The organism is Flavobacterium sp. KY-23415 (assembly GCF_055384985.1).
The window spans coordinates 183,180-209,741 of the sequence record NZ_AP044001.1 but is presented as its reverse complement, the minus strand read 5'-3'; the positions used below and the strand labels follow the sequence as shown (position 1 = coordinate 209,741).

At 32.4% G+C, this 26,562-nt stretch carries 19 protein-coding genes; 12 read left to right on the top strand and 7 right to left on the bottom strand.

Annotation, left to right across the window (positions count from 1 at the left end):
• Positions 1 to 30 precede the first annotated feature (30 nt).
• From ACZ49Z_RS01020 to ACZ49Z_RS01005, 4 genes are all read left to right on the top strand, one after another.
• Positions 31 to 2,808, top strand: a complete 2,778-nt coding sequence (locus ACZ49Z_RS01020) for a bifunctional aconitate hydratase 2/2-methylisocitrate dehydratase (protein WP_464306345.1) — start codon at positions 31 to 33, stop codon at positions 2,806 to 2,808.
• A 122-nt stretch (positions 2,809 to 2,930) separates the two neighbouring features.
• Entirely contained in the window at positions 2,931 to 5,195 is a 2,265-nt protein-coding gene (locus ACZ49Z_RS01015; protein WP_464306344.1) for an aconitate hydratase, read from the top strand.
• Between the two features lie 289 nt (positions 5,196 to 5,484).
• Positions 5,485 to 7,290: a T9SS type A sorting domain-containing protein gene (locus ACZ49Z_RS01010; RefSeq protein WP_464306343.1), complete on the top strand. Its 1,806-nt coding sequence runs from the start codon at positions 5,485 to 5,487 to the stop codon at positions 7,288 to 7,290.
• A gap of 33 nt (positions 7,291 to 7,323) precedes the next feature.
• Complete coding sequence (locus ACZ49Z_RS01005) at positions 7,324 to 7,854, top strand: putative periplasmic lipoprotein (protein ID WP_464306342.1); 531 nt, start codon at positions 7,324 to 7,326, stop codon at positions 7,852 to 7,854.
• A 789-nt stretch (positions 7,855 to 8,643) separates the two neighbouring features.
• On the opposite strand, the gene ACZ49Z_RS01000 is transcribed toward ACZ49Z_RS01005, so the two are convergent.
• Together ACZ49Z_RS01000 and ACZ49Z_RS00995 are read right to left on the bottom strand one after the other, a co-directional pair.
• Complete coding sequence (locus ACZ49Z_RS01000) at positions 8,644 to 10,389, bottom strand: DUF6029 family protein (protein ID WP_464306341.1); 1,746 nt, start codon at positions 10,387 to 10,389, stop codon at positions 8,644 to 8,646.
• Complete coding sequence (locus tag ACZ49Z_RS00995; RefSeq protein ID WP_464306340.1) at positions 10,389 to 10,871, bottom strand: TlpA family protein disulfide reductase; 483 nt, start codon at positions 10,869 to 10,871, stop codon at positions 10,389 to 10,391. Before ACZ49Z_RS00995 ends, ACZ49Z_RS01000 begins: the two co-directional genes overlap by 1 nt.
• A 138-nt stretch (positions 10,872 to 11,009) precedes the next feature.
• On the opposite strand from ACZ49Z_RS00995, the gene ACZ49Z_RS00990 reads away from it, so the two are divergent.
• Positions 11,010 to 11,834: an Omp28-related outer membrane protein gene (locus ACZ49Z_RS00990; RefSeq protein WP_464306339.1), complete on the top strand. Its 825-nt coding sequence runs from the start codon at positions 11,010 to 11,012 to the stop codon at positions 11,832 to 11,834.
• 184 nt (positions 11,835 to 12,018) lie between these two features.
• Here ACZ49Z_RS00990 and ACZ49Z_RS00985 read toward each other — a convergent pair whose 3' ends face one another.
• Complete coding sequence (locus ACZ49Z_RS00985) at positions 12,019 to 12,420, bottom strand: TlpA family protein disulfide reductase (RefSeq protein WP_464308033.1); 402 nt, start codon at positions 12,418 to 12,420, stop codon at positions 12,019 to 12,021.
• A 177-nt stretch (positions 12,421 to 12,597) separates the two neighbouring features.
• On the opposite strand from ACZ49Z_RS00985, the gene ACZ49Z_RS00980 reads away from it, so the two are divergent.
• From ACZ49Z_RS00980 to ACZ49Z_RS00970, 3 genes are all read left to right on the top strand, one after another.
• Positions 12,598 to 12,840, top strand: coding sequence for a bacteriocin-like protein (locus ACZ49Z_RS00980; protein WP_464306338.1), 243 nt, complete (start codon positions 12,598 to 12,600; stop codon positions 12,838 to 12,840).
• A 92-nt stretch (positions 12,841 to 12,932) separates the two neighbouring features.
• On the top strand, positions 12,933 to 14,033 hold the full coding sequence (locus tag ACZ49Z_RS00975) for a thioredoxin-like domain-containing protein (protein ID WP_464306337.1): 1,101 nt from the start codon (positions 12,933 to 12,935) through the stop codon (positions 14,031 to 14,033).
• Positions 14,034 to 14,509: 476 nt separating this feature from the next.
• Positions 14,510 to 15,238 (top strand): hypothetical protein, encoded by a 729-nt coding sequence (locus ACZ49Z_RS00970; RefSeq protein WP_464306336.1) that lies wholly within the window; start codon positions 14,510 to 14,512, stop codon positions 15,236 to 15,238.
• On the opposite strand, the gene ACZ49Z_RS00965 is transcribed toward ACZ49Z_RS00970, so the two are convergent.
• Positions 15,222 to 15,545: a hypothetical protein gene (locus tag ACZ49Z_RS00965; RefSeq protein WP_464306335.1), complete on the bottom strand. Its 324-nt coding sequence runs from the start codon at positions 15,543 to 15,545 to the stop codon at positions 15,222 to 15,224. The two genes, ACZ49Z_RS00970 and ACZ49Z_RS00965, sit on opposite strands and share 17 nt — an antisense overlap.
• 295 nt (positions 15,546 to 15,840) lie before the next feature.
• Here ACZ49Z_RS00965 and ACZ49Z_RS00960 point away from each other — a divergent pair, with 295 nt between their 5' ends.
• From ACZ49Z_RS00960 to ACZ49Z_RS00945, 4 genes are read left to right on the top strand one after another with little or no spacing between them, the layout of a single operon-like run.
• Complete coding sequence (locus tag ACZ49Z_RS00960; RefSeq protein WP_464306334.1) at positions 15,841 to 17,247, top strand: glycogen synthase; 1,407 nt, start codon at positions 15,841 to 15,843, stop codon at positions 17,245 to 17,247.
• Positions 17,248 to 17,250: 3 nt separating this feature from the next.
• On the top strand, positions 17,251 to 18,513 hold the full coding sequence (locus ACZ49Z_RS00955) for a glucose-1-phosphate adenylyltransferase (protein WP_464306333.1): 1,263 nt from the start codon (positions 17,251 to 17,253) through the stop codon (positions 18,511 to 18,513).
• Between the two features lie 2 nt (positions 18,514 to 18,515).
• Positions 18,516 to 20,417 carry a 1,4-alpha-glucan branching protein GlgB gene (gene glgB, locus ACZ49Z_RS00950; RefSeq protein ID WP_464306332.1) on the top strand — a complete coding sequence of 634 codons (1,902 nt, stop codon included), beginning with the start codon at positions 18,516 to 18,518 and terminating at the stop codon, positions 20,415 to 20,417.
• A 46-nt stretch (positions 20,418 to 20,463) separates the two neighbouring features.
• The gene (locus ACZ49Z_RS00945; RefSeq protein ID WP_464306331.1) at positions 20,464 to 22,890 is read left to right on the top strand and encodes a glycoside hydrolase family 31 protein; all 2,427 of its coding nucleotides are present in this window, start codon (positions 20,464 to 20,466) and stop codon (positions 22,888 to 22,890) included.
• Positions 22,891 to 22,934: 44 nt separating this feature from the next.
• On the opposite strand, the gene ACZ49Z_RS00940 is transcribed toward ACZ49Z_RS00945, so the two are convergent.
• The 3 genes from ACZ49Z_RS00940 to ACZ49Z_RS00930 form a co-directional block, all read right to left on the bottom strand.
• The gene (locus ACZ49Z_RS00940; protein ID WP_464306330.1) at positions 22,935 to 23,642 is read right to left on the bottom strand and encodes an ABC transporter ATP-binding protein; all 708 of its coding nucleotides are present in this window, start codon (positions 23,640 to 23,642) and stop codon (positions 22,935 to 22,937) included.
• An 85-nt stretch (positions 23,643 to 23,727) separates the two neighbouring features.
• Positions 23,728 to 24,555, bottom strand: a complete 828-nt coding sequence (locus tag ACZ49Z_RS00935) for an O-methyltransferase (protein WP_464306329.1) — start codon at positions 24,553 to 24,555, stop codon at positions 23,728 to 23,730.
• Positions 24,556 to 24,627: 72 nt separating this feature from the next.
• Positions 24,628 to 26,490: an ABC-F family ATP-binding cassette domain-containing protein gene (locus ACZ49Z_RS00930; protein ID WP_464306328.1), complete on the bottom strand. Its 1,863-nt coding sequence runs from the start codon at positions 26,488 to 26,490 to the stop codon at positions 24,628 to 24,630.
• Positions 26,491 to 26,562 lie beyond the last annotated feature (72 nt).

Below are 26,562 nucleotides of genomic sequence, written 5' to 3'. Positions count from 1 at the left end.
TCACTTACAGACATCAAAAACACCCCTATTATGAATACTTATAAAGATTACATTCAAGAGATTGAAGAACGAAAAGGTCAAGGACTTCATCCGAAACCAATTGAAGGGGCTGAATTATTAACCGAAATAATTAGCCAAATAAAAGATTTGAATAATGAAAATAGAGCAGATTCGCTTAATTTCTTTATTTATAATGTTGTGCCTGGAACAACAAGCGCTGCTGGTGTAAAAGCTAAATTTTTAAAAGAAATTATTTTGGGTAATTCTGTTGTTGAAGAAATTACACCTGCTTTCGCTTTTGAATTATTATCACACATGAAAGGCGGACCTTCTATTGAGGTGTTGTTGGATTTAGCTTTAGGAAATGATAAAACTATTGCAAAAGAAGCAGCCAAAGTTCTTAAAACACAGGTTTTCTTATATGATGCCGATACAAATCGTATCGCAGAAGCCTATAGAAATGGAGATGAAATTGCTAAAGAGCTTTTAGAAAGTTATGCTAAAGCTGAATTCTTTACTCAGTTACCAGATGTAGAAGAAGAAATAGAAATTGTTACATTTATTGCAGGTATTGGGGATATTTCTACCGATTTATTATCGCCAGGTGGAGACGCGCATTCAAGATCGGATCGTGAGTTACATGGTCAGTGTATCTTTGAACACAATAAAGAAATGCAAAAAGAGCTCACAGCTTTAAAAGAAAAACACCCTAACAAGCGCGTGATGTTAATCGCTGAAAAAGGAACTATGGGAGTTGGTTCATCAAGGATGTCGGGTGTAAATAACGTTGCATTATGGACAGGAATTCAAGCAAGTCCTTATGTTCCATTCATCAATATCGCTCCAATTATCGCAGGGACAAACGGTGTTTCGCCAATTTTTTTAACAACTGTTGGTGTAACAGGCGGAATTGGAATAGATCTTAAGAATTGGGTTAAAAAAACCGATGCAGAAGGAAATGTAATTCGTAACGAAGATGGAGAAATAGTATTAGAGCAAGCTTATTCTGTTGAAACGGGTACTGTTTTGACTATAAATACTAAAACAAAAAAATTATACAAAGGTAATGAAGAGTTGATGGATATTTCAGCTTCATTAACTCCGCAAAAAGTAGAATTTATAAAAGCTGGTGGGTCTTATGCCATTGTATTTGGTAAAAAAATTCAAACATTTGCAGCTAAAACGTTAGGTATTGCAACTCAACCTGTTTACGCTCCTTCAAAAGAGATTTCTCATGCAGGACAAGGACTTACAGCAGTAGAGAAAATATTCAACAAAAATGCAGTTGGAACAACGCCAGGGAAAATTTTACATACAGGTTCAGATGTTCGTGTTGAAGTTAATATTGTAGGCTCTCAAGACACTACAGGTTTAATGACTTCTCAAGAATTGGAATCTATGGCGGCAACTGTTATTTCTCCAATTGTAGATGGGGCTTATCAATCAGGATGTCATACAGCTTCAGTTTGGGATAATAAGTCAAAAGCAAATATTCCAAAATTAATGAAGTTTATGAACGATTTTGGTCTTATTACAGCTCGTGATCCTAAAGGGAAATATCATGCAATGACCGATGTAATTCATAAAGTGCTAAATGATATTACAGTAGATGATTGGGCAATAATTATTGGAGGAGATTCGCATACAAGAATGTCTAAAGGAGTTGCTTTTGGTGCAGACTCAGGAACGGTTGCTTTAGCACTTGCAACAGGAGAAGCGGCAATGCCAATTCCAGATTCTGTTAAAGTTACTTTTAAAGGCGAAATGAAAGGATATACAGACTTCCGAGATGTAGTACATGCTACGCAACAGCAAATGTTGAAGCAGTTTGGAGGAGAAAACGTGTTCCAAGGAAGGGTAATCGAAGTACATATTGGAACTTTAACTGCAGATCAAGCCTTTACGTTTACTGATTGGACTGCAGAAATGAAAGCAAAAGCGTCTATTTGTATTTCAGAAGATGAAACTTTAATCGAGTCATTAGAGATTGCTAAATCTAGAATTCAAATCATGATTGATAAGGGTATGGATAATGCAAATCAAGTACTTCAAGGCTTAATAAATAAAGCAAATAAACGTATTGCAGAAATTAAATCAGGAGAAAAACCAGCTTTAAGACCAGATGCGAATGCTAAATATTATGCAGAGGTTTTAATTGATTTAGATCAGGTAATAGAGCCAATGATTGCAGATCCAGATGTGAACAATGAGGATGTTTCTAAGCGATATACACACGATACAATTAGACCATTATCATATTACGGAGGAACTAAAAAAGTTGATTTAGGGTTTATTGGGTCATGTATGGTTCATAAAGGAGATATGAAAATTTTGGCTCAAATGTTAAAAAATGTAGAAGCTAAACATGGTAAAGTTGAGTTTAAAGCACCTTTAGTGGTTGCGCCCCCAACTTATAACATTGTAGATGAGTTGAAAGAAGAAGGAGATTGGGAAGTGTTACAAAAATATTCTGGATTCGAGTTCGATGATAACGCACCAAAAGGATTAGCACGAACTAAATATGAAAACATGTTGTATTTAGAGCGTCCTGGTTGTAACTTATGTATGGGTAACCAAGAAAAAGCAGAACCAGGAGATACAGTAATGGCTACTTCTACACGTTTATTTCAAGGAAGAGTTGTTAAAGATTCTGATGAGAAAAAAGGAGAATCATTGTTGTCATCTACACCAGTAGTTGTTTTATCTACTATTTTAGGTAGAACACCAACAATGGAAGAATATGAAGCAGCGGTTGAAGGGATAGTTTTAACTACTTTTAAACCCTCTGAAAAACAACTAGTAGGATAATTTAATTTTTTGTTAATATACTTTAAAAGCCTGAGTTATACTTAGGCTTTTTTTTATATATCTTATTTTTTTGTATCTTGTAATCTTGAAAAATAATTAGTAAAATATTAAACAATAATAATATGGCTTTTGATATTGAAATGATTAAAAAAGTGTATGCGACTATGGCGGAACGTGTAGATGAAGCACGTGAAATAGTTGGTCGTCCACTAACATTGTCTGAGAAGATTTTATATTCGCATTTGTGGGAAAAAATGCCTTCAAAAGCATTTATGAGGGGAAAAGATTATGTAGATTTTGCTCCGGATAGAGTAGCGTGTCAGGATGCTACAGCACAAATGGCATTATTGCAATTCATGCATGCTGGAAAAAAAACAGTTGCAGTGCCAACAACAGTACACTGTGATCACCTCATTCAGGCCAAAGTAGGTGCAGAGGCCGATTTGTCTCGTGCAAAATCACAATCTAGTGAAGTTTTCGATTTTTTATCATCGGTTTCAAATAAATATGGAATTGGTTTCTGGAAACCAGGTTCAGGAATTATTCACCAAATCGTTTTAGAAAATTATGCTTTTCCTGGCGGAATGATGATTGGGACCGATTCCCATACAGTTAATGCAGGAGGATTAGGAATGTTGGCTATCGGTGTTGGAGGAGCAGATGCAGTAGATGTAATGGCTGGAATGTCTTGGGAATTAAAATTCCCTAAATTAATAGGGGTAAAATTAACGGGTAAACTAAACGGTTGGACCGCTCCAAAAGATGTTATTCTTAAAGTAGCAGATATTCTTACTGTAAAAGGAGGAACTGGGGCGATTGTTGAATATTTTGGAGAGGGTGCAGAGTCTATGTCATGTACTGGTAAAGGAACAATCTGTAATATGGGTGCAGAAATTGGTGCAACAACATCTACATTTGGATATGATGATTCAATGCGTAGGTATTTAGCTGCAACAGGACGTCAAGACGTAGTGGATGCTGCAGATAAAGTAGCGTCCTATTTGACTGCTGACAAAGAAGTATATGCGGATCCAGCACAATATTTTGACCAATTAATTGAGATTAACTTATCAGAATTGGAACCCCATATTAATGGACCATTCACACCAGATAGAGGAACACCAGTTTCTAAAATGAAAGAAGAAGCAGCAGCAAATGGTTGGCCAATAAAAGTAGAATGGGGGTTAATCGGTTCTTGTACAAATTCTTCTTATGAAGACATGACACGTGCAGCTTCAATTGTGGAACAAGCAGTAGCTCACGGAATTTCTCCAAAAGCAGAATTTGGAATCAATCCTGGTTCAGAACAAATTCGTTATACAATAGAAAGAGATGGTATTATTGCAACTTTCGAGAAAATGGGAACTAAAGTTTTTACCAATGCTTGTGGACCATGTATCGGGCAATGGGATAGAGAAGGGGCAGATAAAGAAGAGAAAAATACAATTGTTCATTCGTTTAACAGAAACTTCTCTAAACGTGCTGATGGAAACCCAAATACGCATGCTTTCGTAACATCTCCAGAAATGGTTGCTGCTTTAGCAATTTCGGGAAGATTAGATTTTAATCCATTAACAGATACATTACTAAATGATAAAGGACAAGAAGTGAGATTGAATCCTCCAAAAGGAGAGGAATTGCCGAATAAAGGTTTTGATGTAGAAGATGCGGGTTTTCAAGCTCCAGCTGAAGACGGTTCGAGGGTTGAAGTAGTAGTATCGCCAACATCAGAGCGTTTGCAATTATTAGCTCCTTTTGAACCTTGGGATGGAAAGAATATTACAAATGCTAAATTGTTAATCAAAGCATTTGGAAAATGTACAACAGATCATATTTCTATGGCGGGTCCTTGGTTACGATTCCGTGGACATTTAGATAATATTTCTAACAACATGCTAATTGGAGCAGTTAATGCTTTCAATCAAGAAACAAATAAAGTTAAAAACCAATTAACAGGTGCTTATGATGCTGTTCCTGCTGTTCAAAGAGCATACAAAGCTGCTGGAGTTTCTTCAATTGTAGTAGGGGATCATAATTATGGAGAAGGATCTTCTCGTGAGCATGCAGCAATGGAACCTCGTTTCTTGGGTGTAAAAGCTGTATTAGTAAAATCATTTGCGCGTATCCATGAAACTAACCTTAAAAAACAAGGTATGTTGGCATTAACATTTGTTAATGAGGCCGATTATGATAAGATTCAAGAAAATGATACTGTAAATTTCTTAGACTTGACTTCGTTTGCACCCGGAAAACCATTGACTATTGAATTCGTTCATGTAGACGGTACTAAAGATGTTGTTTTAGCAAATCACACCTATAATGAAGGGCAAATTGAGTGGTTTAAAGCGGGGTCTGCTTTAAATTTAATTGCAGCAGGGAAGGTATAATTAGTAATTTATATCATTAAATTTAAAAACACAAGTAGTGTTAAGATAATGTTAAAGAACTCTTAGTGAAAACTAGGAGTTCTTTTGTTTTTATATTGGAGCTGTGATTTTTTTAAATCAGTATTAATTTAGTTTTTTTTACTGTTTTTTTTGTTTAAAATATTTTTTGAGCGCTTATTTTTATTGATAATTTAAAATTTATGTTAATTTTTTCGGTGTTATATTGTTGGTTTTCAAATATTATTTCCTAATATTGTATTCAAATTAATCAAACCTAATATTAAAAAACATGAAAAAAATTACGTTAATTGCTGTATTATTTGTGGTATTTCAGGTAAATTCGCAAGTAATATCTCAAGATTTTAACACAGCTTTAAGCTGGACAGTAAATAAATTAACAGGTACTTCTACAAATGCTGGATGGACAAGAGTTACAGCAGGTACAAATCCAAGTTGTACGCCCTATGAAGGTGCAGGTATGGCTAAATTTGCATCTTATGATATTGCTGCAGGAAATGTTTTTGCATTAACTTCTCCTGTGTTTAGTTTAGTTGGTGCGAATAGCTATAAAGTTAAGTTTAGTATGTATCGTGATAATGCCTATTCAACAGATGCAGATAAAGTGGAAGTTCACTTAACGACAGCTGCGTCAACAGCTCCATCAGCAAGTACATTGCTTGGAACAGTTCATAGATCTCGATCTTTATCTCCAACGGTTAGTGCAGATGGTTGGTATGTTTACCAATTTAATATCCCTGCTGCTACTAATGGTGCAAGGTTTTTAAGACTGGTGGCAACATCTCAATACGGAACTAATGTCTTTGTAGATAATGTTTCTGTTGAACAATTAGTTACAAATGATTTAGGCTTAGAATCTTTAGATGTAGCACCAATTATTTTGGGAGGATCATCATATAATGTTACTGGGACTTTTAAAAATAATGGATCAAATGCAGTAACTTCAGCAACGCTAAATTGGCAAGTTGATGGAGGTACAGTTTATTCGCAAAATTTAACAGGTATTAATTTGGCTGTTGGAGCAACTTATAATTATTCTCACAGTGACCAGTGGTCTCCAGCTCCAGGGAATTATTCTTTAAAAGTTTGGGTTTCTAATCCAAATGGAGTTACAGATAATAATTTAGGAGATAATGAGGTTGTTAAAACAATAAAAGTAGCGAGTAACTCAACTTCAAGAACACCATTGTTAGAGAAATTTACAAGTTCAACATGTCCTCCATGTGCAGGATATAATGCAAATGTATTTTCTCCTTATTATGCTGGGAATGCGAATAATATAAACTTAATAAACTATCAAGTAAATTGGCCAGGTAGTGGAGATCCATACTACACTGCAGAAACAGGTGTTAGAAGAGCTTTCTATGGGGTAACAGGTGCTCCAACTTTATATATAGATTCAAAAACTTCTGCAAGTGGTACGACTGCCGCTTTACAAACTGAAGTAGGTGTTCAATCAGCAAGTCCTGCGTATTTTGGTGTTGCTGCTACAAAAAATTTGGTTGGAACTACAATGAATGTAAATGTTACTACGACTCCTTATTTGGCAGGTCAATATAGATTGTATGTAGCTGTAATTGAAAAAACAACTACAGGTAATGTGGCTTCAAATGGTGAAACAAGTTTCAAGAATGTTATGATGAAAATGATACCAGATGCTAGTGGAACAATATTAAACTGTACATTAGATACTCCAATTACTACTTCATTATCTGTTGATTTGGCAGGAACATTTATTGAAGAATATTCTGATCTTGATGTTATTGTTTTTATTCAAGATTATGCTACAAAACAAGTTATGAATTCAAGTAAAGCAACGCAAGAGGTGTTGTCTAATACTTCTTTTGATTTAGCTAAAATTAGAGTGTTCCCAAATCCTTCAAATGGTTTGTTTACTATAGATACAGAATTGGCTACAGATGTGAATGTTGTAGATATTACAGGGAAAGAAGTATTTAGAGCTAAAGGAATAACAAATCAAGCTTCATTGAATTTAACTGACTTGCAAAAAGGAGTCTATATGTTAAAAATGAAAAATGAAAATGGAGTTCAAACAGAAAGAATAATAATTAAATGATAAATAATTAGAGTAATTTAAATTTAGAGTCTTATGAAAAAAATGTTAATGTTTTTGTTTGCGAGTTTTTTAATAATTGGGTGTAGTAAAGACGATTCTCCTGCGGAAGAACCACAAGATACTAAACCATTAAAAGTTATGAATAAAACTACTGGTACAGAAATTAAAGACGGTGATGTGGTTGTGATAACCTCTAATTCAAATACTAACGATGCAAATGCGTTGAAGTTTTATTTTAAAAACACGTCTTCTTCTCCAATGAATGTGAGAACTAAATTTGTTTCGGTATCAGGAACTCCAGATGCTACTCAGGTTCAATACTGTATTGGTGATTTATGTTTAAATGGAATTGATCCAGGATCAAAGTATCCTGTAAATGGTGAGCCAATATTGACTGTGCCGGCTAATGGAACTCTAGGGAATGGAGTTTATAAGATTCAAAATACAGCATCACCAGTAGCTCCAGCTACAACTGTAGATTATGTATTTGAAGTTTATCAATATGATGCAGGTTTGAATGAAGTAGGTAATAAAGTTACTTTTACATATAGATATTCTAATTAAAAGAATTTGGTAAAATTTTTTAAAAAAAAGAGTGGGCTCAATGTGAGTTCACTCTTTTGTTATATAGAAATGTTAGTTAAAAAAAGCTGTTTTAGAGAAATGGAAATAAGCAAATGGATCTATTTTTGTTAAACCTAAATTATGGAGTACTGAAGCAAATTATAAAACAGCTATTTTTCGTAATAGAATTCAAATGCGTAATTTGGATTAAACTAAGTAGCGAAAAAAGATATTTCGAAGATGCTAGCCTAATATAATCGGTTAGGAGATGAGAATACAACTAGATTAGTTGTTTTTGTCAATTATATGCTTTAACGATTTTATCTAGTTTATGCAATAGGTTTCATAGTGGGAGTGGTTGTGAAAAGGGTTGAGTGTTTACAGGTTTTATTAATCTTGCGTTGATGGTGAAATTAAACCTTGTAACGTGAGTTTTGTGTAAATTAATTGGTTTTCTTCCGTCACATCGAGTGTTTTCAATGTAGCTTGCGGAATTGAAAATGTATCGAGATGTTATAAATGCCTTATTGATTAGGTTTTGATATATTTTTTACTCCATTTTATTACGTAAAAAACACTCAAACTGACGAAAAATCTTTGTTCATTTATGCTTCTTTAAAATTTTTATATCGGAACTCACCTTCGTAATGTTTTTTTTTGTAATAGACTTATAAAGTGAAATTTGTGTTTCAAGAATGTATTTATTCATGTAATAAATAATGTTATAACGAATAAAAAAATCTCGATTAGAATTAACTAACCGAGATTAAAAATAGTTTTTTAGATATTTTAAAAAGAAGTGGAGATTTGTAATCCTAGACCAGTACTTGGGGGTACAAATCGACAAACACCACCTGCGCAAACAAGACCTCCACGTTGACGGCCATAATTCAATGCAATACGAGAGCTACCCTTTTTGAACGCAGCTCCAAAATTATAAAAATGAATATCAAATAAATCCGTTTCACTAATTGTGTGTGTATTTTTGTCAAAACCATAATTATACATGTCCATTGCGAAAATAGACCAATTCTCATTATGGTTGTATTCAATATTACCACCTAACCAATTTTTTCTATCATTATCAGCCCACATGTGCTCTAAACCAAAAGTTATCGATTTTGTTTTAGATAACTGGTAAGTAGATTCAGAAAATAAAGTGTGAGAATTTACAATATATTCTTTAAAAATACCTTGAATTTGCTTGTTGTTATAATATTGATTAATATAGGTAAAAGCAGTTCTAAAATTAGAAGTTATTTTTTTAGTAATTTCAATATTATAATCTGAAAAATATTTCTCTCTACTGCTAAATAATTCTGCTTGATAATTAGGAATGTTTTGTCCTGCATTATTGGTGTATCTATATTTGGCTTTTAAATTAAACCAAGAGGAAAAATTAAGGTTCACTTTTGTTCCATATTTACCACCTAGAGGAGTTCCTTTCTTAAAGTCGTAGAAAAAGTCTATTTGTCCGCCAATTTCTCCAAATTTATTCACCTGAGTAGATTGATCCATTACAACTTGAAACTGTGATTGGTAAACATAAATATTAGCTAAATTAGAATGATGCTGTTTGGTTAAACTAGGTACAAAATTTAATATTTTATCATTAAAATTCACACTTGTACTAGAAAGTTGAGGATAATTATCAACATCTCTTTGTGCTAATAATTGCATGTTTTCTACACGTCTAAAATTAGCATCAATTCCTAATCCTTTTTTAAAATAACCAAAATTAAGTAACAAAGCACTTCCTTCTTTTGCAAAATTGGTGTCTAAATTACCTTCTTTGATGATAGCATCACGAGTTTTGAAAACATACTCAGTGTTTAAATAGTAGTTTTTATATTCAAATTCAAATCGGTTAGAAAATAAGTTAGTAAATTCGTCAAAATTAGTAACAGACTCAGGAAGTTCCTCATGCCTACTCACAACACTAAGACCGTATCTAAAATTAAAAGCATTTAGTTTTATTAAATTTCCTAAATCAATGTCGGTATTAAAACCATAAACATCACCATTAGCAACATCAAAACCAGATCTAACCCTTCCATATAGCGCTGTCAAACTTACATACTCTATTGGAGTATAAGTAATTTTTGCACCTCTCAACGCATTGTTAATTCCTAGGGCTCGATCCTCCCATGTTCTTAAAGCTAAACCGCTCCCAAATTGAGCATAATAATGCCCTAGTGTAACATCAAGTTTGTCCGATTTATATTTAACATAGTAAGTTCCAAAATCAGTCCCTTTAAATTTAGGGTTAAAATTCAGTAACGCATTATTCGTGTAGGATTCAATTTGAGTTCCAGCAGTAAATTTTCCGTAATTGAAATTAAGATTTAAATAATTATTAGATCGTAATGGAATAGAATCATGTTTAATTTGTCTGTTTTTATCGTTTGTGTACCATTGACCATTTGCTTCATAGCTCCCATAAATCTTCAACTTTGTTTTGGTAGAATTGTCATCCTCTTGGGAAAACACAAACATAGATGAGAATAAAAAAGCGAAAACGACTATCTTATTCATTATTTTAAAGCCTTTAACTGTTCAAATAAATGATCTTCACTGCCTGGTGTGTGTCCATTTTGAGTGAAAACAATTTCACCATTTTTAACCACAGCTGTATAAGGAGGATTAGATATTCCTAAACTTCTTTTAAAACTTTGATTAATATCTAAAAGAACAGAATAATCCCAACCTTTTCCATTTACTAAAGGCTTAACTCTTTTGTTGGTTCTAGCGTCATCAACTGAAACCGCAATAACCTCTACATTCAATTCCGATTTCCAATCATCATAAACCTCACTAATAGCATCTAACTCCTGAATGCAAGGTGCGCACCAAGTTGCCCAAAAACAAAATACATAAATTTTGTCTTTCTCGTTGTAATCTTGACTAGTAGAAACCGAAGTTCCTTCTAAGTTTTTAAGTGTTATACTTGGAATTTCTTTTTGCGAAAAGCTTAAAGCAGAGACTAATAAGGCTAAGGATAAAATTAGTTTTTTCATACTGAAAATTGTTTTACAAATAATTTGATTTTTTTATAATAAGGTTGTAAATATAAATATATTTTATTCATTTTTATTTATTTTTATTTAAATTTGCTTTAAAAATTTCACATAAAAAACAGAAAAACATAAATTATAATGAAAAAAAATCTACTAATTGCCATTTCTTTATTGGTTCTAATAAACGTTTCATGCATCTCCGACGATTGGGAAGATACATCAGAAAGTGCAATTGTTATTGAAGAACCCATTCCAGGAAAGTTTTTAAAAAATGTATTAATTGAAGACTATACAGGAACATGGTGTCAATTTTGCCCAAGAGTTCTTCATGGTATAGATCAAGTAGAAGAAGAAGAACTAAATGCATATCCAGTGTCCATTCATAGAAGTTCTGGTTCTTTCCCAGATCCCTATAATTTTGCAGCAGAAGCATTAGAACAAAATATAGGATTGTCAGGCTATCCAACAGCAATGTTAAATAGAACCATACTTTGGGATAATGAAATTTCAACAGTAGAAGTAAAAAATCAAATAAAACCAAATGCAGATCTAGGCATAGCATTAAGCTCAACCGTTACAGGAGGAAATATTAATTTGGATGTTAATGTAAAATTTGTTGAAAATTTTACAGACCTAAGATTAGTTGTTTACGTTTTGGAAGACGGTTTAATTCATGATCAAACCAATGCTACCTCGTTTTATGGAGGTCAAAACCCAATTCCAAACTTTGAACACAATCATGTTTTAAGATCATGTCTAACAGATTTAGTAAATGGTATTGCATTGTCAGGAACTAATGCAGGGCAAACAATTGTAGAAAATTTCTCAGTTCCCGTACCAACAAACGTTGTCAACGCCTCAAAAATATCCTTTGTTGCTTTAGTGATGGACGCAAGCGGAACAGTTATAAACGTGAGAGGAGCTAAACCAAATTTAACACAAACATTCCAAGAAAATTTATAGTTATTCTATTTAACTTGAGTTTTTTTTAAAGACATAAGAAAAAACAGTAGTTAACACAAATACACAAGCCTTTAAAATCAAACAAATACTTATAAAATAGTTGCAGAGTACAAACAAAAAAGTACTAAGCAACTATTTTTACTAATAAAAAAGTAGTGATAAAATTGAAGTAAATTAAGCCCAATTAGTACAAATAACCATCAAGCACTTTCGCAATTTCCTTGCTATCAGGACTTGGAGAATTATTATTAACCAATTTACCATTAACAAAAATCATATATCTAGGTATAGACTTCAATACATGTTCTTTAAAAAAAGAAGCCTCAGGATAATTAGTAGCCAATAAACTATTTGCTACACCCAGACCCTCCTTAACATTCGCTTTTTGCCAAGCTTCAAAATTAGAATCAATACTAATATATAAAAAACCAATATCTTTATCCTTAAAATCCTCATGCAACTTCTTAGATGCAGGCATAGCCGCCCTGCAAGGAACGCACCAACTCGCCCAAAAATCAACATAAATCACTTTATTCTTTGCTACCAAAGTTTTAAAATTCACAGGCTTTTTATCACTATCAAGCAACAACAACTCAGAAACAGTGCCCTGTTGAGAACTAAAAAAATAATTCCCTTTCAATCGATCAAATCGGGTAGTGTCTTTTGTTATAGCAAGAAAATTACTAAAAAAAAATACAATTAAAAAGATGAAAAAAAAAATATTTTTTTATAGATTTGTTATGTAACGATATAATTAATTAATATGAGAAATTTTAAAAAATTATCAAGAGAAGAATTAAAAAATATTACTGGTGGTAAAGCTTGCTCTATTGCTATTCAAGGTTCTGATGGTAAGTGGATTACAAGAACAGGAACTTGTGCAGTAAAAGTTGAAATGATCCGTATAACGGATGATTTTTCAATACCAACAACAAGGAGTTATTGTGAAACAGGATTAGGAGATATTCCTATATCTTCAAATGGTGGAGTTTCAAGATGTAACTAAAAAATGAATTTTTAAATGAATTCTTTTAATTGTAAATTTGAAGCCGTTTTTACTTTAGTGAAACGGCTTTAAATTTTAATAAATTTTTCTACATGAAAATCAATTCTATATTAATTATTCTTTTTTTCTCAATTATTGGGTGTAATCAAAATACAAATAAAACGTTAATTGAAGGTAATATTCCAAATCTACCTGATGGAACTGTATATCTTTATGAAAATGATGCAACAAATATAGTAGATAGTGTTAAAACAAAAAACGGTAAATTTAGCTTAGTTTTTGTTAATAAAAAGAATGAAGATGAACCCGTTTATTTAGGTATCGATCATTTGGATGCAAACAAAGTTCTAAGAGCAATAAATTTTCCAACAAATACAAAGTATAGAGGTTCTGACTTTAATTCTAGTATTTTTATGTCAGACGCTACAATATCTATTTTTGGAGAATTTAAAGATGTAACACCAAAAGAGCTTCTAAATCAAAATAATTTGAAATTTGTAACAGTCCCAAAAATTATTACAGGTAAGCAAACAGAAGCTTTATATAATGTAGATGATGAATTGTTCGAAAAAATTAATCAAAACAAAATAAGATTAATCAAAAATAAAATTTTAGAATATCCATTTTCGTATCACTTACTTTATAAAATTGCTAATAATAAGAATACTTTTTCAATTGATGAATTAAAAGAGTTACTTCAATCTTTTAGTAAAGAAATAAAAGAAACTAATAGGTGGAAGGATTTATTTTCTTATAACAATCAGAGAAAAAAAATAGTTGATAAAGAACTTCCCTTATTAGAAGATATTCATAATAGTAAAACTAAAATTTTAGATAAAAAATATAAAAAGCATTTATTGATTTTTTGGGCAAGTTGGTGTGGACCTTGTAGAGCTGAAATTCCATTGCTAAAGAAAATCTATCTACAAAAACATAATGAAGTTGAATTTATTTCAATTTCAACTGATGCCGATAAAAATTCTTGGATTGAAGCAATTAAAAAAGAAGCTATGCCTTGGAAACAATTAATTGCAAGTGTTAAAACAGAACCAAATGAAAAACTTCAAATGATGCTTAAATTTAACAATGTAATACCTTACACAATTCTAATTGATAATAACAATAAAATTATTTCTAGCTCATTAGGATTATCAAGTGAAGCAGAGCTATTAAAATTGATTAATTCAAATTAACATTCCAAGAAAATTTATAGTTATTCTATTAAAGTTAAGTCATTAAAAAAAGCATAAAAAACAAAACAGATTAGCCTTTTTTGGTTAATCTGTTTTGCTTTATAATTAACTAATAGTGTTTAAAAAGCTGAATAGTATAAAATCAAAAACGATCAGCGCAAATCCGCAAAATCTGCGTGCAAAAAGAACACACGCTATATCCCCAACACTTCCCCTCCTTTGGAGGGGTGCCCGCAGGGCGGGGTGGTTAAAACTTCCCTTGTAGAGTTTCCCACAGAGCGTAGAGCTTAAAAATCAGAGAGCTTAAAAAACAAACAAAAAAAACACCAATCCACAATCAAACCCAATAAAAAAAAACCAAAATCACAACTAAAATCATAAAAAAGAAAGAAAAAGTTTAAAAAAAAGTTAAAAAGTAAGAGGTTTATGTCAGAAAATAATACATTTGAAAAATATAAACAATAAACAAATAAATTATGGCATCAAGATCAGAAGTAGGTCACGCAAAAAACATCAGCAACCTAGAAACAATGATTTCATTCTGCACAGGCTACGGGGCAGCATACAACCCCTCAAACCCAGAACTAACACTACAAGCACTAACAACACTGCACACAGAAAGCAAAGAAGCACTCAAACTCGTAAAAACAACCGAAAGATCCTTTAAAGAAGCAGAAGGAGAACGACAACTACTATTCAAAACCCTAAAACCATTAACAACAAAAGTAATGGGAGCCATCCGAAGCTCAGGAGCATCAACAACAGTAATAGAAAACGCAGAAACAATCAACCGTAAAATTCACGGAAGAAGAGCCAACACAAAAAAAGAAACAACACCAGAAGGAGAAGAACCAAAAAACAAAATATCAGTCTCACAACAAAGTTTCGACCTCCAAATAGACCACCTCGAAAAACTAATAGAACTAGCCACACTAGAACCAAAATACAACCCAAACGAAACACCATTGCAAGTAACAACACTAAACAGCTACAAAACAGCACTAGAAAACATAAACTCAGCAGTAAAAAACACCTATACACCCTATAGCAACGCAATGATTGCGAGAAACAAAAAACTATACACCCCAGAAACAGGACTAGTAGATAGAACACAACTAGTAAAAAACTACGTAAAGTCACTCTTTGGAGCAAGCAGTAGCGAATACAAACAAATTAATAAATTGCGATTCAAAAACATAGAATAACAGCTAACTGCAACAAAGAAACAGCCAACTGCAACCAAGAAACAACAGGCTGCAACGAAGAAACAGCAGGCTGCAACCAAGAAACAACAGGCTGCAACGAAGAAACAGCAAGCTGCAACGAAGAAACAGCAGGCTGCAACCAAGAAACAGCAGGCTGCAACCAAGAAACAACAGGCTGCAACCAAGAAACAACAGACTGCAACGAAGAAGTAGCCAACTGCAACGAAGAAACAGCAAGTTGCAACGAAGAAACAGCTAACTGCAACAACAAAACAACAGCAAACAACAAAGAAATAGTCAACAGCAACAACAAAACAGTAAATAAAATAATAAAAGAGAGGATAGCTAAAAGTATATTTAGTTTGTCACTTCAACCACAGGAGCAATTACAGAAGCAACGCAATGTAATTGCTCCCTTTGGTTAATGCCAGATTACACACAAGCCTTAGTACTCAAACAAACACCTGAAAAAACAATAAAATCAATTTTAAAAAATTAATAAATAATCGTTATAAAATCTCATTATTAATACCAAAAACACGGTTTTATTATCGTTTTCTTAATACATTTTACCATTAAAATTTGTAATTTAACAAAAAAAAATGGCAATAATTCATCTAGCAGCAGAATGCTTCCCCTTTGCTAAAATAGGAGGACTTGCAGACGTTGTAAGCGCACTACCAAAGTATCAAAAAAAAAATGGAGAACAAGTAAAAGTAGTAATACCCTATTATAATTTGCCTTCAATAAAAACAAAAACATTAAAAACAATCTTCCAAGACAATTTACTATTTAATAATATAGAATATACCTTTAAGATTCATATAATAAGCAAAGAACAAGAACCCGAAGTCTTTGCAATAGACATTCCAGAACTACTATTCAAAGAATATGTCTATTCTTCAGAAGATACATTACGTTTTTTAGCCTTTCAAATCGCTTTTTTGCAATGGCTAATCACTTGGGAAAACAAACCAGAAATAATACACCTTCACGATCATCATACAGGATTAATACCATTCATGATGACACAATCCTATCAATTTCAGGATCTAAAAAACATACCAACAGTCTTTACAATCCATAATGCCCAATATCAAGGATGGTTTTCCCACGAACTTGTTCATTTAATCCCAGCCTTTAACTTTGAAAAAGTAGGCATGTTAGATTGGGACGGAGTAATCAATCCTATGGCAGCAGCAATAAAAAGCGCTTGGAAAATAACAACAGTTTCTCCAACATATATGAAAGAATTGCAACAGCATGCCAACGGATTAGAAAAATTATTAGTTTACGAAAGCGGAAAATGTACAGGTATTCTAAACGGAATAGATACAGAAGTTTGGAACCCAGAAACCGATAAAAACCTAATTAAAAACTATAAAATAACAAACCTAATAACAGGAAAGAAAACAAATAAAAACCAATTGTGCACAAAGTACACACTCAATAAAGAAAAACCATTAATCGTCTTTATTGGAAGATTTGTCCACGATAAAGGCTGCGATTTATTTGCAAACCTATTCAGTAAATATCTAGAAGAATGGAGTGCAAACATTATGATATTAGGTTCTGGAGACACAACAATAGAAAATGACCTAAAAGAATTAAATGAAAAACATAAAGGGAAATTTCATTATGAGTCAGGATACAACGAACCCTTAGCCCATCTTATGTATGCCGGAGCAGACTTCCTATTAATGCCCTCAAGGGTAGAACCTTGCGGACTAAACCAAATGTATTCCTTGCGATACGGAACAATACCCATAGTCAATAAAGTAGGAGGATTGAAAGATACAGTAGTAGATTTAACTCAAGAAAACGGTTTTGGAATTTGCATAGAAGAATGTACGATACCCACACTAAAAGAAGCAATAGAAAGAGCAATACAATTATACCAAGACCCAAAAAAATATAGAAAAATAAACAAACAAATAATGAAAATAGACCACGATTGGTCAACATCAGCAAACAAATACAAACAACTATATAAATCGCTTACAAACTAAATTATGTATTCAGACAACGTTTTATCAATTATTCTAGGAGGAGGACAAGGTTCTCGATTGTATCCATTAACAAAAAACAGATCAAAACCAGCTGTGCCCATTGCAGGAGAATATAGATTAGTAGATATACCAATCTCAAATTGCATCAATTCCAATTTTAAAAGAATATTTGTTTTAACACAATTCAACTCCGCTTCCCTAAATAGACATATAAAAAACACCTATCATTTTAGTTTCTTCAGTTCAGCCTTTGTCGACGTTTTAGCAGCAGAACAAACACCCATGAATCAAACATGGTTTCAAGGAACAGCAGATGCAGTCAGACAAAGTATGCATCATTTTCTGAAACACGATTTCGAATATTTTTTAATTCTATCAGGAGACCAACTCTATCAAATGGATTTTCAATTAATGCTCGATAATCATATTGAAAATAATGCCGAAATATCAATAGCAACAATCCCTGTAGAGGCAAAAGAAGCCACATCATTCGGAATATTAAAAACGAACCAAAGCAATCAAATAACCTCTTTCATAGAAAAACCAGCAAAAGAATTGTTGCCCGATTGGACCTCTCCTGTTAGCCAAGAAATGAAAGCAACAGGAAAAGAATACCTTGCATCAATGGGTATTTATATTTTCAATAGAGAATTATTAATAAAACTAATGGATAATCCAGATACAATAGATTTTGGAAAAGAAATAATTCCCCAATCCATACACAATCATAAAGTAATAAGCTATCAGTTTGAAGGCTATTGGACAGATATAGGGAATATAGACTCTTTCTTTAAAGCCAATCTAGGATTAGCCGATGATTTTCCAGAGTTCGATTTGTATAACAAAGCAAAAACAATATATACCAATGCAAGAATGTTGCCAACCACAAAAATTTCTGGAACACACATGCACAAAGCAGTCGTAGCTTCAGGAGGAATAATTAATGCAGAGCATATTGAATACTCGGTAATAGGAATACGTTCAAAAATAGAAAGCGGAACAACAGTGATTAATACCTACATGATGGGGAGCGATTTTTATCAACCATTAGAAGAAATACTAGATGAGAATATTGTTAATATGGGAATAGGTAAAAATTGTTATATTAAAAATGCAATACTAGATAAAAATTGCAGAATAGGAGACAATGTTAGAATTGATGGAGGAGAACATCTAGAAGATACAGATACAGATACATACACAGTAAGAGATGGAATAGTGATTGTGAAAAAAGGAGCAATAATTCCTTCGAATTTTAAAATATAAAAATGAAAAATGTACACGCACATAGTTTTTTTACAGATTTTGATATTCAATTATTCAAAGCAGGAAAGCATTTCAAACTCTATGAAAAATTAGGTGCACATTGCGTAACAATCAATAATCAAAAAGGAACCTACTTTGCAGTCTGGGCACCATCAGCAAAAAGTGTTGCAGTAATTGGCGATTTTAATTATTGGAATCCAGAAGGATATGAACTTCATGTACGTTGGGATTCATCTGGAATTTGGGAAGGCTTCATTCCAAACATAGGAAAAGGAAATCTCTATAAATACCACATAGTGTCCAATGTTACAGAAACAACAATTGAAAAAGCAGATCCCTTTGCAAAACGTTGTGAACACCCACCAAAAACAGCTTCTATAATTTGGGAAGATAATTATGATTGGAAAGATAACCAATGGTTACAAAAGCGTCATTTGTCTAATAGTTTAGAAGCACCCTATTCTGTCTATGAAGTACATTTACCTTCTTGGAAAAGAAAAGTAGAAGAAAATAGAACGTTGTCCTATATTGAATTAGCAGACGAACTTGTTCAATATGTAAAGCAAATGAACTTTACACATGTAGAACTCATGCCTATAATGGAATATCCTTATGATCCATCTTGGGGATACCAAATAACAGGCTATTTTGCACCAACATCTCGTTTAGGATACCCAGAAGAATTTAAATATTTAATAGACAAGTTTCATCAAAACAATATTGGAGTAATTTTAGATTGGGTACCCTCACATTTTCCAGAAGATGCTCATGGACTAGGAAAATTCGATGGCTCATGTCTCTATGAACATCCAGACCTAAAAAAAGGGTATCACCCAGATTGGAAAAGTTTAATTTTTAATTATGGTCGAAACGAAGTGAGAGCATTTCTAATCAGTAATGCACTGTTTTGGTTAGATCAATATCATATCGACGGACTTCGAGTAGATGCAGTAGCTTCAATGATCTATTTAGATTATTCTAGAAAAGCAGGAGAGTGGGAGCCTAATATATATGGAGGAAATGAAAACCTTGAAGCTATTAGTTTCATAAAAGAATTAAACGAAACAGTATATCTCAATTTTCCAGATGTGCAAACCATAGCAGAAGAATCCACAGCTTTTCCAATGGTTTCAAAACCCACATCAATGGGAGGCTTAGGCTTTGGAATGAAATGGATGATGGGTTGGATGCACGACACATTGCATTATTTTAATAGAGATACTATATATAGAAAATACCATCAAAACGAAATCACTTTCAGTTTAGCCTATGCTTTTACAGAGAATTTCATGCTGCCACTCTCTCATGATGAAGTAGTACACGGAAAGCAGTCAATTTTAGGAAGAATGCCAGGAGACGAATGGCAACGATTTGCAAATTTAAGAGCGATGTTTGGATATATGTACACACATCCAGGGACAAAACTAGTGTTTATGGGCAATGAAATAGCTCAGTACAAAGAATGGAATTTTCAAACAAGTTTAGATTGGAATCTCTTAGAATTTTACCCACACATTAATTTTCAAAAATACATATCAGATTTAAATTTAATTTATAAAAATAATAAGGCACTTCATGAAATTTCTTTCGCAAGTGAAGGTTTTGAATGGCTAAGCTATGATGATAATGAAAACAGTGTTATCTCCTATATTAGAAAATCTAAAACAGAACAATTAATTGTGGTTTGCAATTTTTCAACAAGAACATTACCAGAATATAGGATAGGAATTCCAAAAAACGGAAAATTAGAAGAGATTCTCAATAGCGATGCTTTGCAATATGGAGGAAGTGGCGTAATAAACAGTCAAGAATTGAATGCAACAACAATTCCATATCATAAACAAACATTTTCAGTAATAATTTCTTTGCCTCCTATGGGGATTTCAATTATAAAATATAAATAAACTGCTAAATTAGAGTATGTTATAATAAAATCTAAAAGAGTTAACCATGATTTTAAATACAGAATTAGAACAAAAAGGGAACATATTTCCAAGTAAAATTATTTCTTTTAAAAAAAATGTAGATAAAATTTATTTCTACACAACAAATAACGTAGTCTTACAAGTTACCGTAATTAGAGATAGTGTTTTACGATTTAGATTTACAACAGTAGGTTCTTTTAGTAAAGATTTCTCCTATGCTATTTCTAATGAAGCAAGCAAAGGATATAATTTATTAGAAATTAACGAAACAACCGAAAGTTATGAAATAATCACATCAAAAATAATTTGCGTCATTGGAAAAACAGATTTAAAAACAACACTATATGATGCTATAGATAAAACATTAATCTGTCAAGACGAACTAGGGTTTCATTGGGAAGAAAGTTACGAACTTGGAGGAGATATAGTAAAAATGTCTAAACATTCTCAGATAAGTGAAAGTTTTTATGGCTTAGGAGACAAACCCTGTCAAAACAATTTAAAAGGAAAACGATTTGAAAATTGGGTGACCGATTCCTATGCTTTTGGAAAAGATACAGACCCAATTTATAAAGCAATCCCATTTTATATAGGACTACACACTAAAAAAGCCTATGGGATATTCTTCGATAATACGTTTAAAACCTATTTCGATTTTTGCCACGAAAGAAGAGGAGTAACTAGTTTTTGGGCAATGGGAGGTGAAATGAATTATTATTTTATCTATGGTCCAGAAATGGAAAGCGTAATTGCTAATTATACCGATTTAACAGGACGTCCAAAACATTTACCTCCATTATGGGCGTTAGGCTATCATCAATGCAAATGGAGTTATTACCCAGAAGCAAAAGTAAAAGAAGTAACTCAAAAATTTAGAGAACTTAAAATACCTTGCGATGCCATTTATTTAGATATCGACTATATGGATGACTTCAGATGTTTTACATGGAATAAAGATTATTTTCCAAACCCAAAACAAATGGTGTCCGATTTAGCAGCAGATGGATTCAAAACAATTGTAATTATAGATCCAGGAATAAAAATAGATCCAGAATATTGGGTTTTTAAAGAAGGACTAGAAAATAAATATTTTTGCAAACGAGCAGATGGTCCCTATGTGAAAGGGAAAGTTTGGCCAGGCGAATGTTATTTCCCAGATTTTACGAATCCAAAAGTAAGAGATTGGTGGGCAGGCTTGTTTAAAGAGCTAATTGAAGAAATTGGCGTAAAAGGCGTTTGGAATGACATGAATGAACCCGCAGTAATGGATGTACCAGGAAAATCATTCCCAGACGATGTGCGTCATAACTATGATGGATCAAATTGCAGTCATCGTAAAGCACACAACATTTATGGAATGCAAATGGCAAGAGCAACCTATCATGGATTGAAGAAATTTTCCTATCCTAAAAGGCCTTTTGTGATAACAAGAGCAGCCTATTCAGGAACACAACGTTATTCCTCAACTTGGACAGGAGATAATATAGCCACTTGGGAACATTTACAAATTGCTAATGCACAAGTACAACGAATGAGTTTATCTGGTTTTTCATTTGCAGGATCAGATATTGGTGGTTTTGCAGAACAACCCAATGGAGAACTCTATGCAAGATGGATTCAGTTAGGAGTTTTTCATCCGTTTTGTAGGACACATTCATCGGGTGATCATGGTGATCAAGAACCTTATGCTTTTGGTACAAACATCACCGATATAGTAAGGAAGTTCATAGAAATACGTTATCAATTATTACCCTACTTATATACGGCCTTTTGGAAATATATAGAAGAAGGAATACCAATTATAAAATCGTTAGTAGTCTATGATCAAGAAGACCAACAAACCTATTTTAGAAACGACGAATTCATCTATGGTGATAGTATTTTAGTTTGCCCAATAGTAGAACCAAATTCAAAAGGAAGAAGAATGTATTTTCCACAAGGAAAATGGTATAATTACTTCACTAATGAATTAGTAGAAGGAGGAGAAGAAAAATGGGTAGATGCAGATATAGACACACTGCCTATTTTTGTGAAAGAAGGTGCAATAATTCCAAAATACCCAATTCAACAATATGTAGGGGAACTAGAAATCACCGAACTAAAACTGGATTTGTATTATAAACTAGGCAAACAATCATCAATGGTCTATGAAGACGGACAAGACGGTTACGATTATTTAAAAGGAAGGTATAGTGTTAGAAATTTCAATTTAATAGGAGATAAAGACTCTATCGTGATTCAACAATTCAAATCAGGAAAATATACCACACCCTATGAATTTATAGAAATTAACCTTATAGGCTTACCTTTCGAAAAAGGAATTGTAGAGGTAGATAAAGAAATAATTGACTATTCCAATATACAATCTCCAATTGTTAAAGCTAGAAAAGACTTTACAGAAATTAGAATTTATAACAAATATTGCGAAGTTGATTTAAGGGTTGAACAATAATGCTTAGTACATAATGTGTTAAATATAGAAATAGGAATTATTCCCTACTCATGAACGTGAATTTTAGTGTTTAAAGTGTCACTCTCAATAAGACCATCACGAAGACGGATAACTCTGTGTGCGTATGCTGCAATATCTTCTTCATGTGTTACAAGAATTACAGTATTCCCTTTAGCGTGGATTTCATTGAAAAGTCCCATGATTTCTACAGATGTTTTACTGTCTAAGTTTCCAGTTGGTTCATCGGCAAGGATAATAGCCGGTTTGTTTACCAAAGCTCTTCCTACTGCAACACGTTGACGTTGCCCACCAGATAATTGATTAGGTTTGTGATCCATTCTATCAGCAAGACCTACTTGAGTTAGAACTTGAGTAGCTCTTTCGTTTCTTTCAGATTTAGAGTAGCCAGCATAAACCATTGGTAAAGCGACATTGTCTAAAGCAGTAGTTCTTGGCATTAAATTGAAGGTCTGGAACACGAAACCAATTTCTTTATTGCGAATTTCAGCTAATTCATCATCGTGCATTGTACTCACTAATTTTCCGTTTAAAACATAAGTGCCAGAGGTAGGAGTATCTAAACAGCCTAAAAGATTCATTAAAGTAGATTTTCCCGAACCCGATGGTCCCATTAAGGCAACATATTCTCCTTTATTAATGGTTAAATCTATTCCTTTTAAAACATGAATAATTTCGTCTCCTAATGGAAAATCTCTTTTAATCCCTTTTATTTCGATAATTGGTTGTGCCATTTCAGTTTCAATTTTATGATTTAGAATTCAGTATTTCGAAATTCTTAACTAACCATAAGTAGAAAAAGAAATGATTTTGTTACAATTAAATTCTTATTTTTTCAAAAAGGAACGAACTTAAAGTTTTGTTTGGGTTTATTATGAAGTGTTCTTTCTCTTGTTCTTTTCTAAAAAAAACAATTCCCCATTGAAAAGTGTCAATAGTGATTTTTACTTTTGAATGTTCTTTTATTGTCTTCCATGCTTCTTCCATGTCTTTCGACCAATGAATATCGTCAAAGATCCAAACCGTTTCGTTTGTAATAGTTTGTAATAGTAATTCAAAATACTCTAATGTGGCTTTTTTAGAATGATTACCATCGAAATAGATCAAGTTGTACTTTGTGGGTTGTGAGTTGTAAGCTGATAAATATTGTGTGAATTCCGTATTTATAAAATTGATATTGTTTTTGTAAACACTTGAATTTTGTAGCTTTTTTTTTGCAATGTTTAAGGTGTTAGGGCAGCCTTCTAATGTTGTTATTTTGGAGTTAGGATTACCTAAAGCAAGTGCAGAAGTCGCTAGTCCTAAAGAAGTTCCGATTTCTAAGATGTTTTTTGGTTGAAAATAATTAACTATTCTAAATAACATTTCCGCATTTTTAGAAGTAATTCCTGCTGTTTTAGCAATTTTAGCAATTTCTCTAGTATTAGACTTAAATACTCTTGAGCCAGCTCCAAAATCGGTTACTTCAATAGTGCTTTTATTAGTTAAAAGTGATTTTCTGTATTTGTTTAGAATTGCATATTCAGAATAATTTGTTTTATCATAAAAACATTTGGTAACTAAATCATATATAAAAGGAGAATGAACTCCATGTTCGTTTTTGGAATTTAGTAAAAATTTTAAATATGATTTTATTAAATGATTCATAGAATTAGTGATTAGTTATTAGAGAAAAGTAATTAGTAAGTTTTATGCTAATCACTAATTACCAGTCACTAATTACTCCATTTTACTAGATAATTCGAACCAACGCTCTTCTTTTTGTTCTAAAGATTGAATAACTTTTTGTAATTCATTGGCTTTGGCTTCAATCTTGTCGTCAGCAACTTTACCGTCTGCGAATTCTTGTTCTATTTTTGCTTTTTCGAATTCTAAATCTTTTATTTCGCGTTCAATTTTATTGAATTCCTTTTGTTCGTTGAAAGACAAACCAGTTGCAGTTGCATTTTTCTCTTTCCAGTTTACTTTTTCTGTACTAACGTTATTAAGTTCTTTTGGTTCAACCGAATCTTCATAAATTCTAAAATCAGAATAATTACCTGGAAAATCTTCTACTTTTCCTTCACCTCTAAAAACAAATAAGTGATCTACAATTTTATCCATGAAATACCTGTCGTGGCTAACTACTAACAAACACCCTGGATAATCTAACAAGAAACTTTCTAATACATTTAGTGTAACAATATCTAGATCGTTAGTTGGTTCATCGAGAATTAAGAAATTCGGATTTTGGATTAAAACAGTACAGAGGTACAAACGTTTTAATTCTCCTCCACTTAATTTTTCTACAAAATCATATTGCTTTTTGGCATCAAATAAGAAACGTTCCAATAATTGAGAAGCTGAAATTATTCTTCCTTTTGTTAAAGGAATATATTCGCCATATTCTTTAATAATATCGATTACTTTTTGACCTGGTTTAGGGTTAATACCGCTCTGAGTATAATAACCAATTTTGATGGTGTCACCAATAATTACCTTTCCAGAATCTGGAGGCATGGTTTGTGTTAAGATATTTAGAAAGGTAGATTTTCCAGTTCCGTTTTTACCAATGATTCCAATACGCTCTCCACGTTGAAAAGAATAGGAGAATTCGTCAAGAATTGTTTTTTCTGGAAATTTCTTGGTTACTTTAACCATCTCAATGATTTTACTACCCATTCTTTCCATGTTGATTTCTAACTCAATTACATTTTCTTTTCTGCGACTTTCTGCTTTTTCTTTAATTTTATAGAAATCGTCTTGACGTGATTTTGATTTTGTTGTTCTAGCTTTTGGTTGACGACGCATCCAAGCTAATTCTTTTACAAACAAGTTTTGTGCTTTGTCTATACTCGCGTTTTCAGAAGCAATGCGTTCTTCTTTTTTTTCTAGATAATAAGAATAATTTCCTTTGTATTGATATACTTTATTATTATCTAATTCTATAATTTCGTTACAAACACGTTCTAAAAAGAAACGGTCGTGCGTTACCATGAACAAAGTAATATTCTCTTTTGCAAAATAATCTTCTAACCATTCAATCATCTCTAAATCTAAGTGATTGGTGGGCTCATCAAGAATTAATAAATCGGGACGGTTAATTAATATTATTGCTAAAGATAAACGTTTCTTTTGACCACCTGAAAGATTCTTAACTTTTAGTTTTAAATCTTCAAGTTTTAATTTAGATAAAATTTGTTTGTATTGTGTTTCAAAATCCCATGCATTAAAACGATCCATGTCATCAAAAGCTCTCTGATATACTTCTTCATCTTCAGGATTTTCTAATGCTTTTTCATAAGCTTCAATTACTTTTAGCGTTTCATTGTCAGAAGCAAAAATGCTTTCTTCGATGGTTAATTCGTCTTGTAAATTATTATTTTGAGATAAAAAAGCCATGTTAATGCCTTTTCTAAGTACAATTTGCCCAGTATCAGGCTCATCTGAACCCGTAATCATGTTCATGATGGTCGTTTTTCCAGAACCATTTTTAGCAATAAAAGCTATTTTTTGATCTTTGTTAATTCCGAAAGAAACGTTGTCAAACAATACGCGTTCTCCGTAGGCTTTAGATATATTTTCGACTGAAAGGTAATTCATAAAAGTAAGTTGTCTTTTAGGGGATGTAATAATCTCCTAATTATTTCAAAATGCAAAAGTAGTTTATTATTT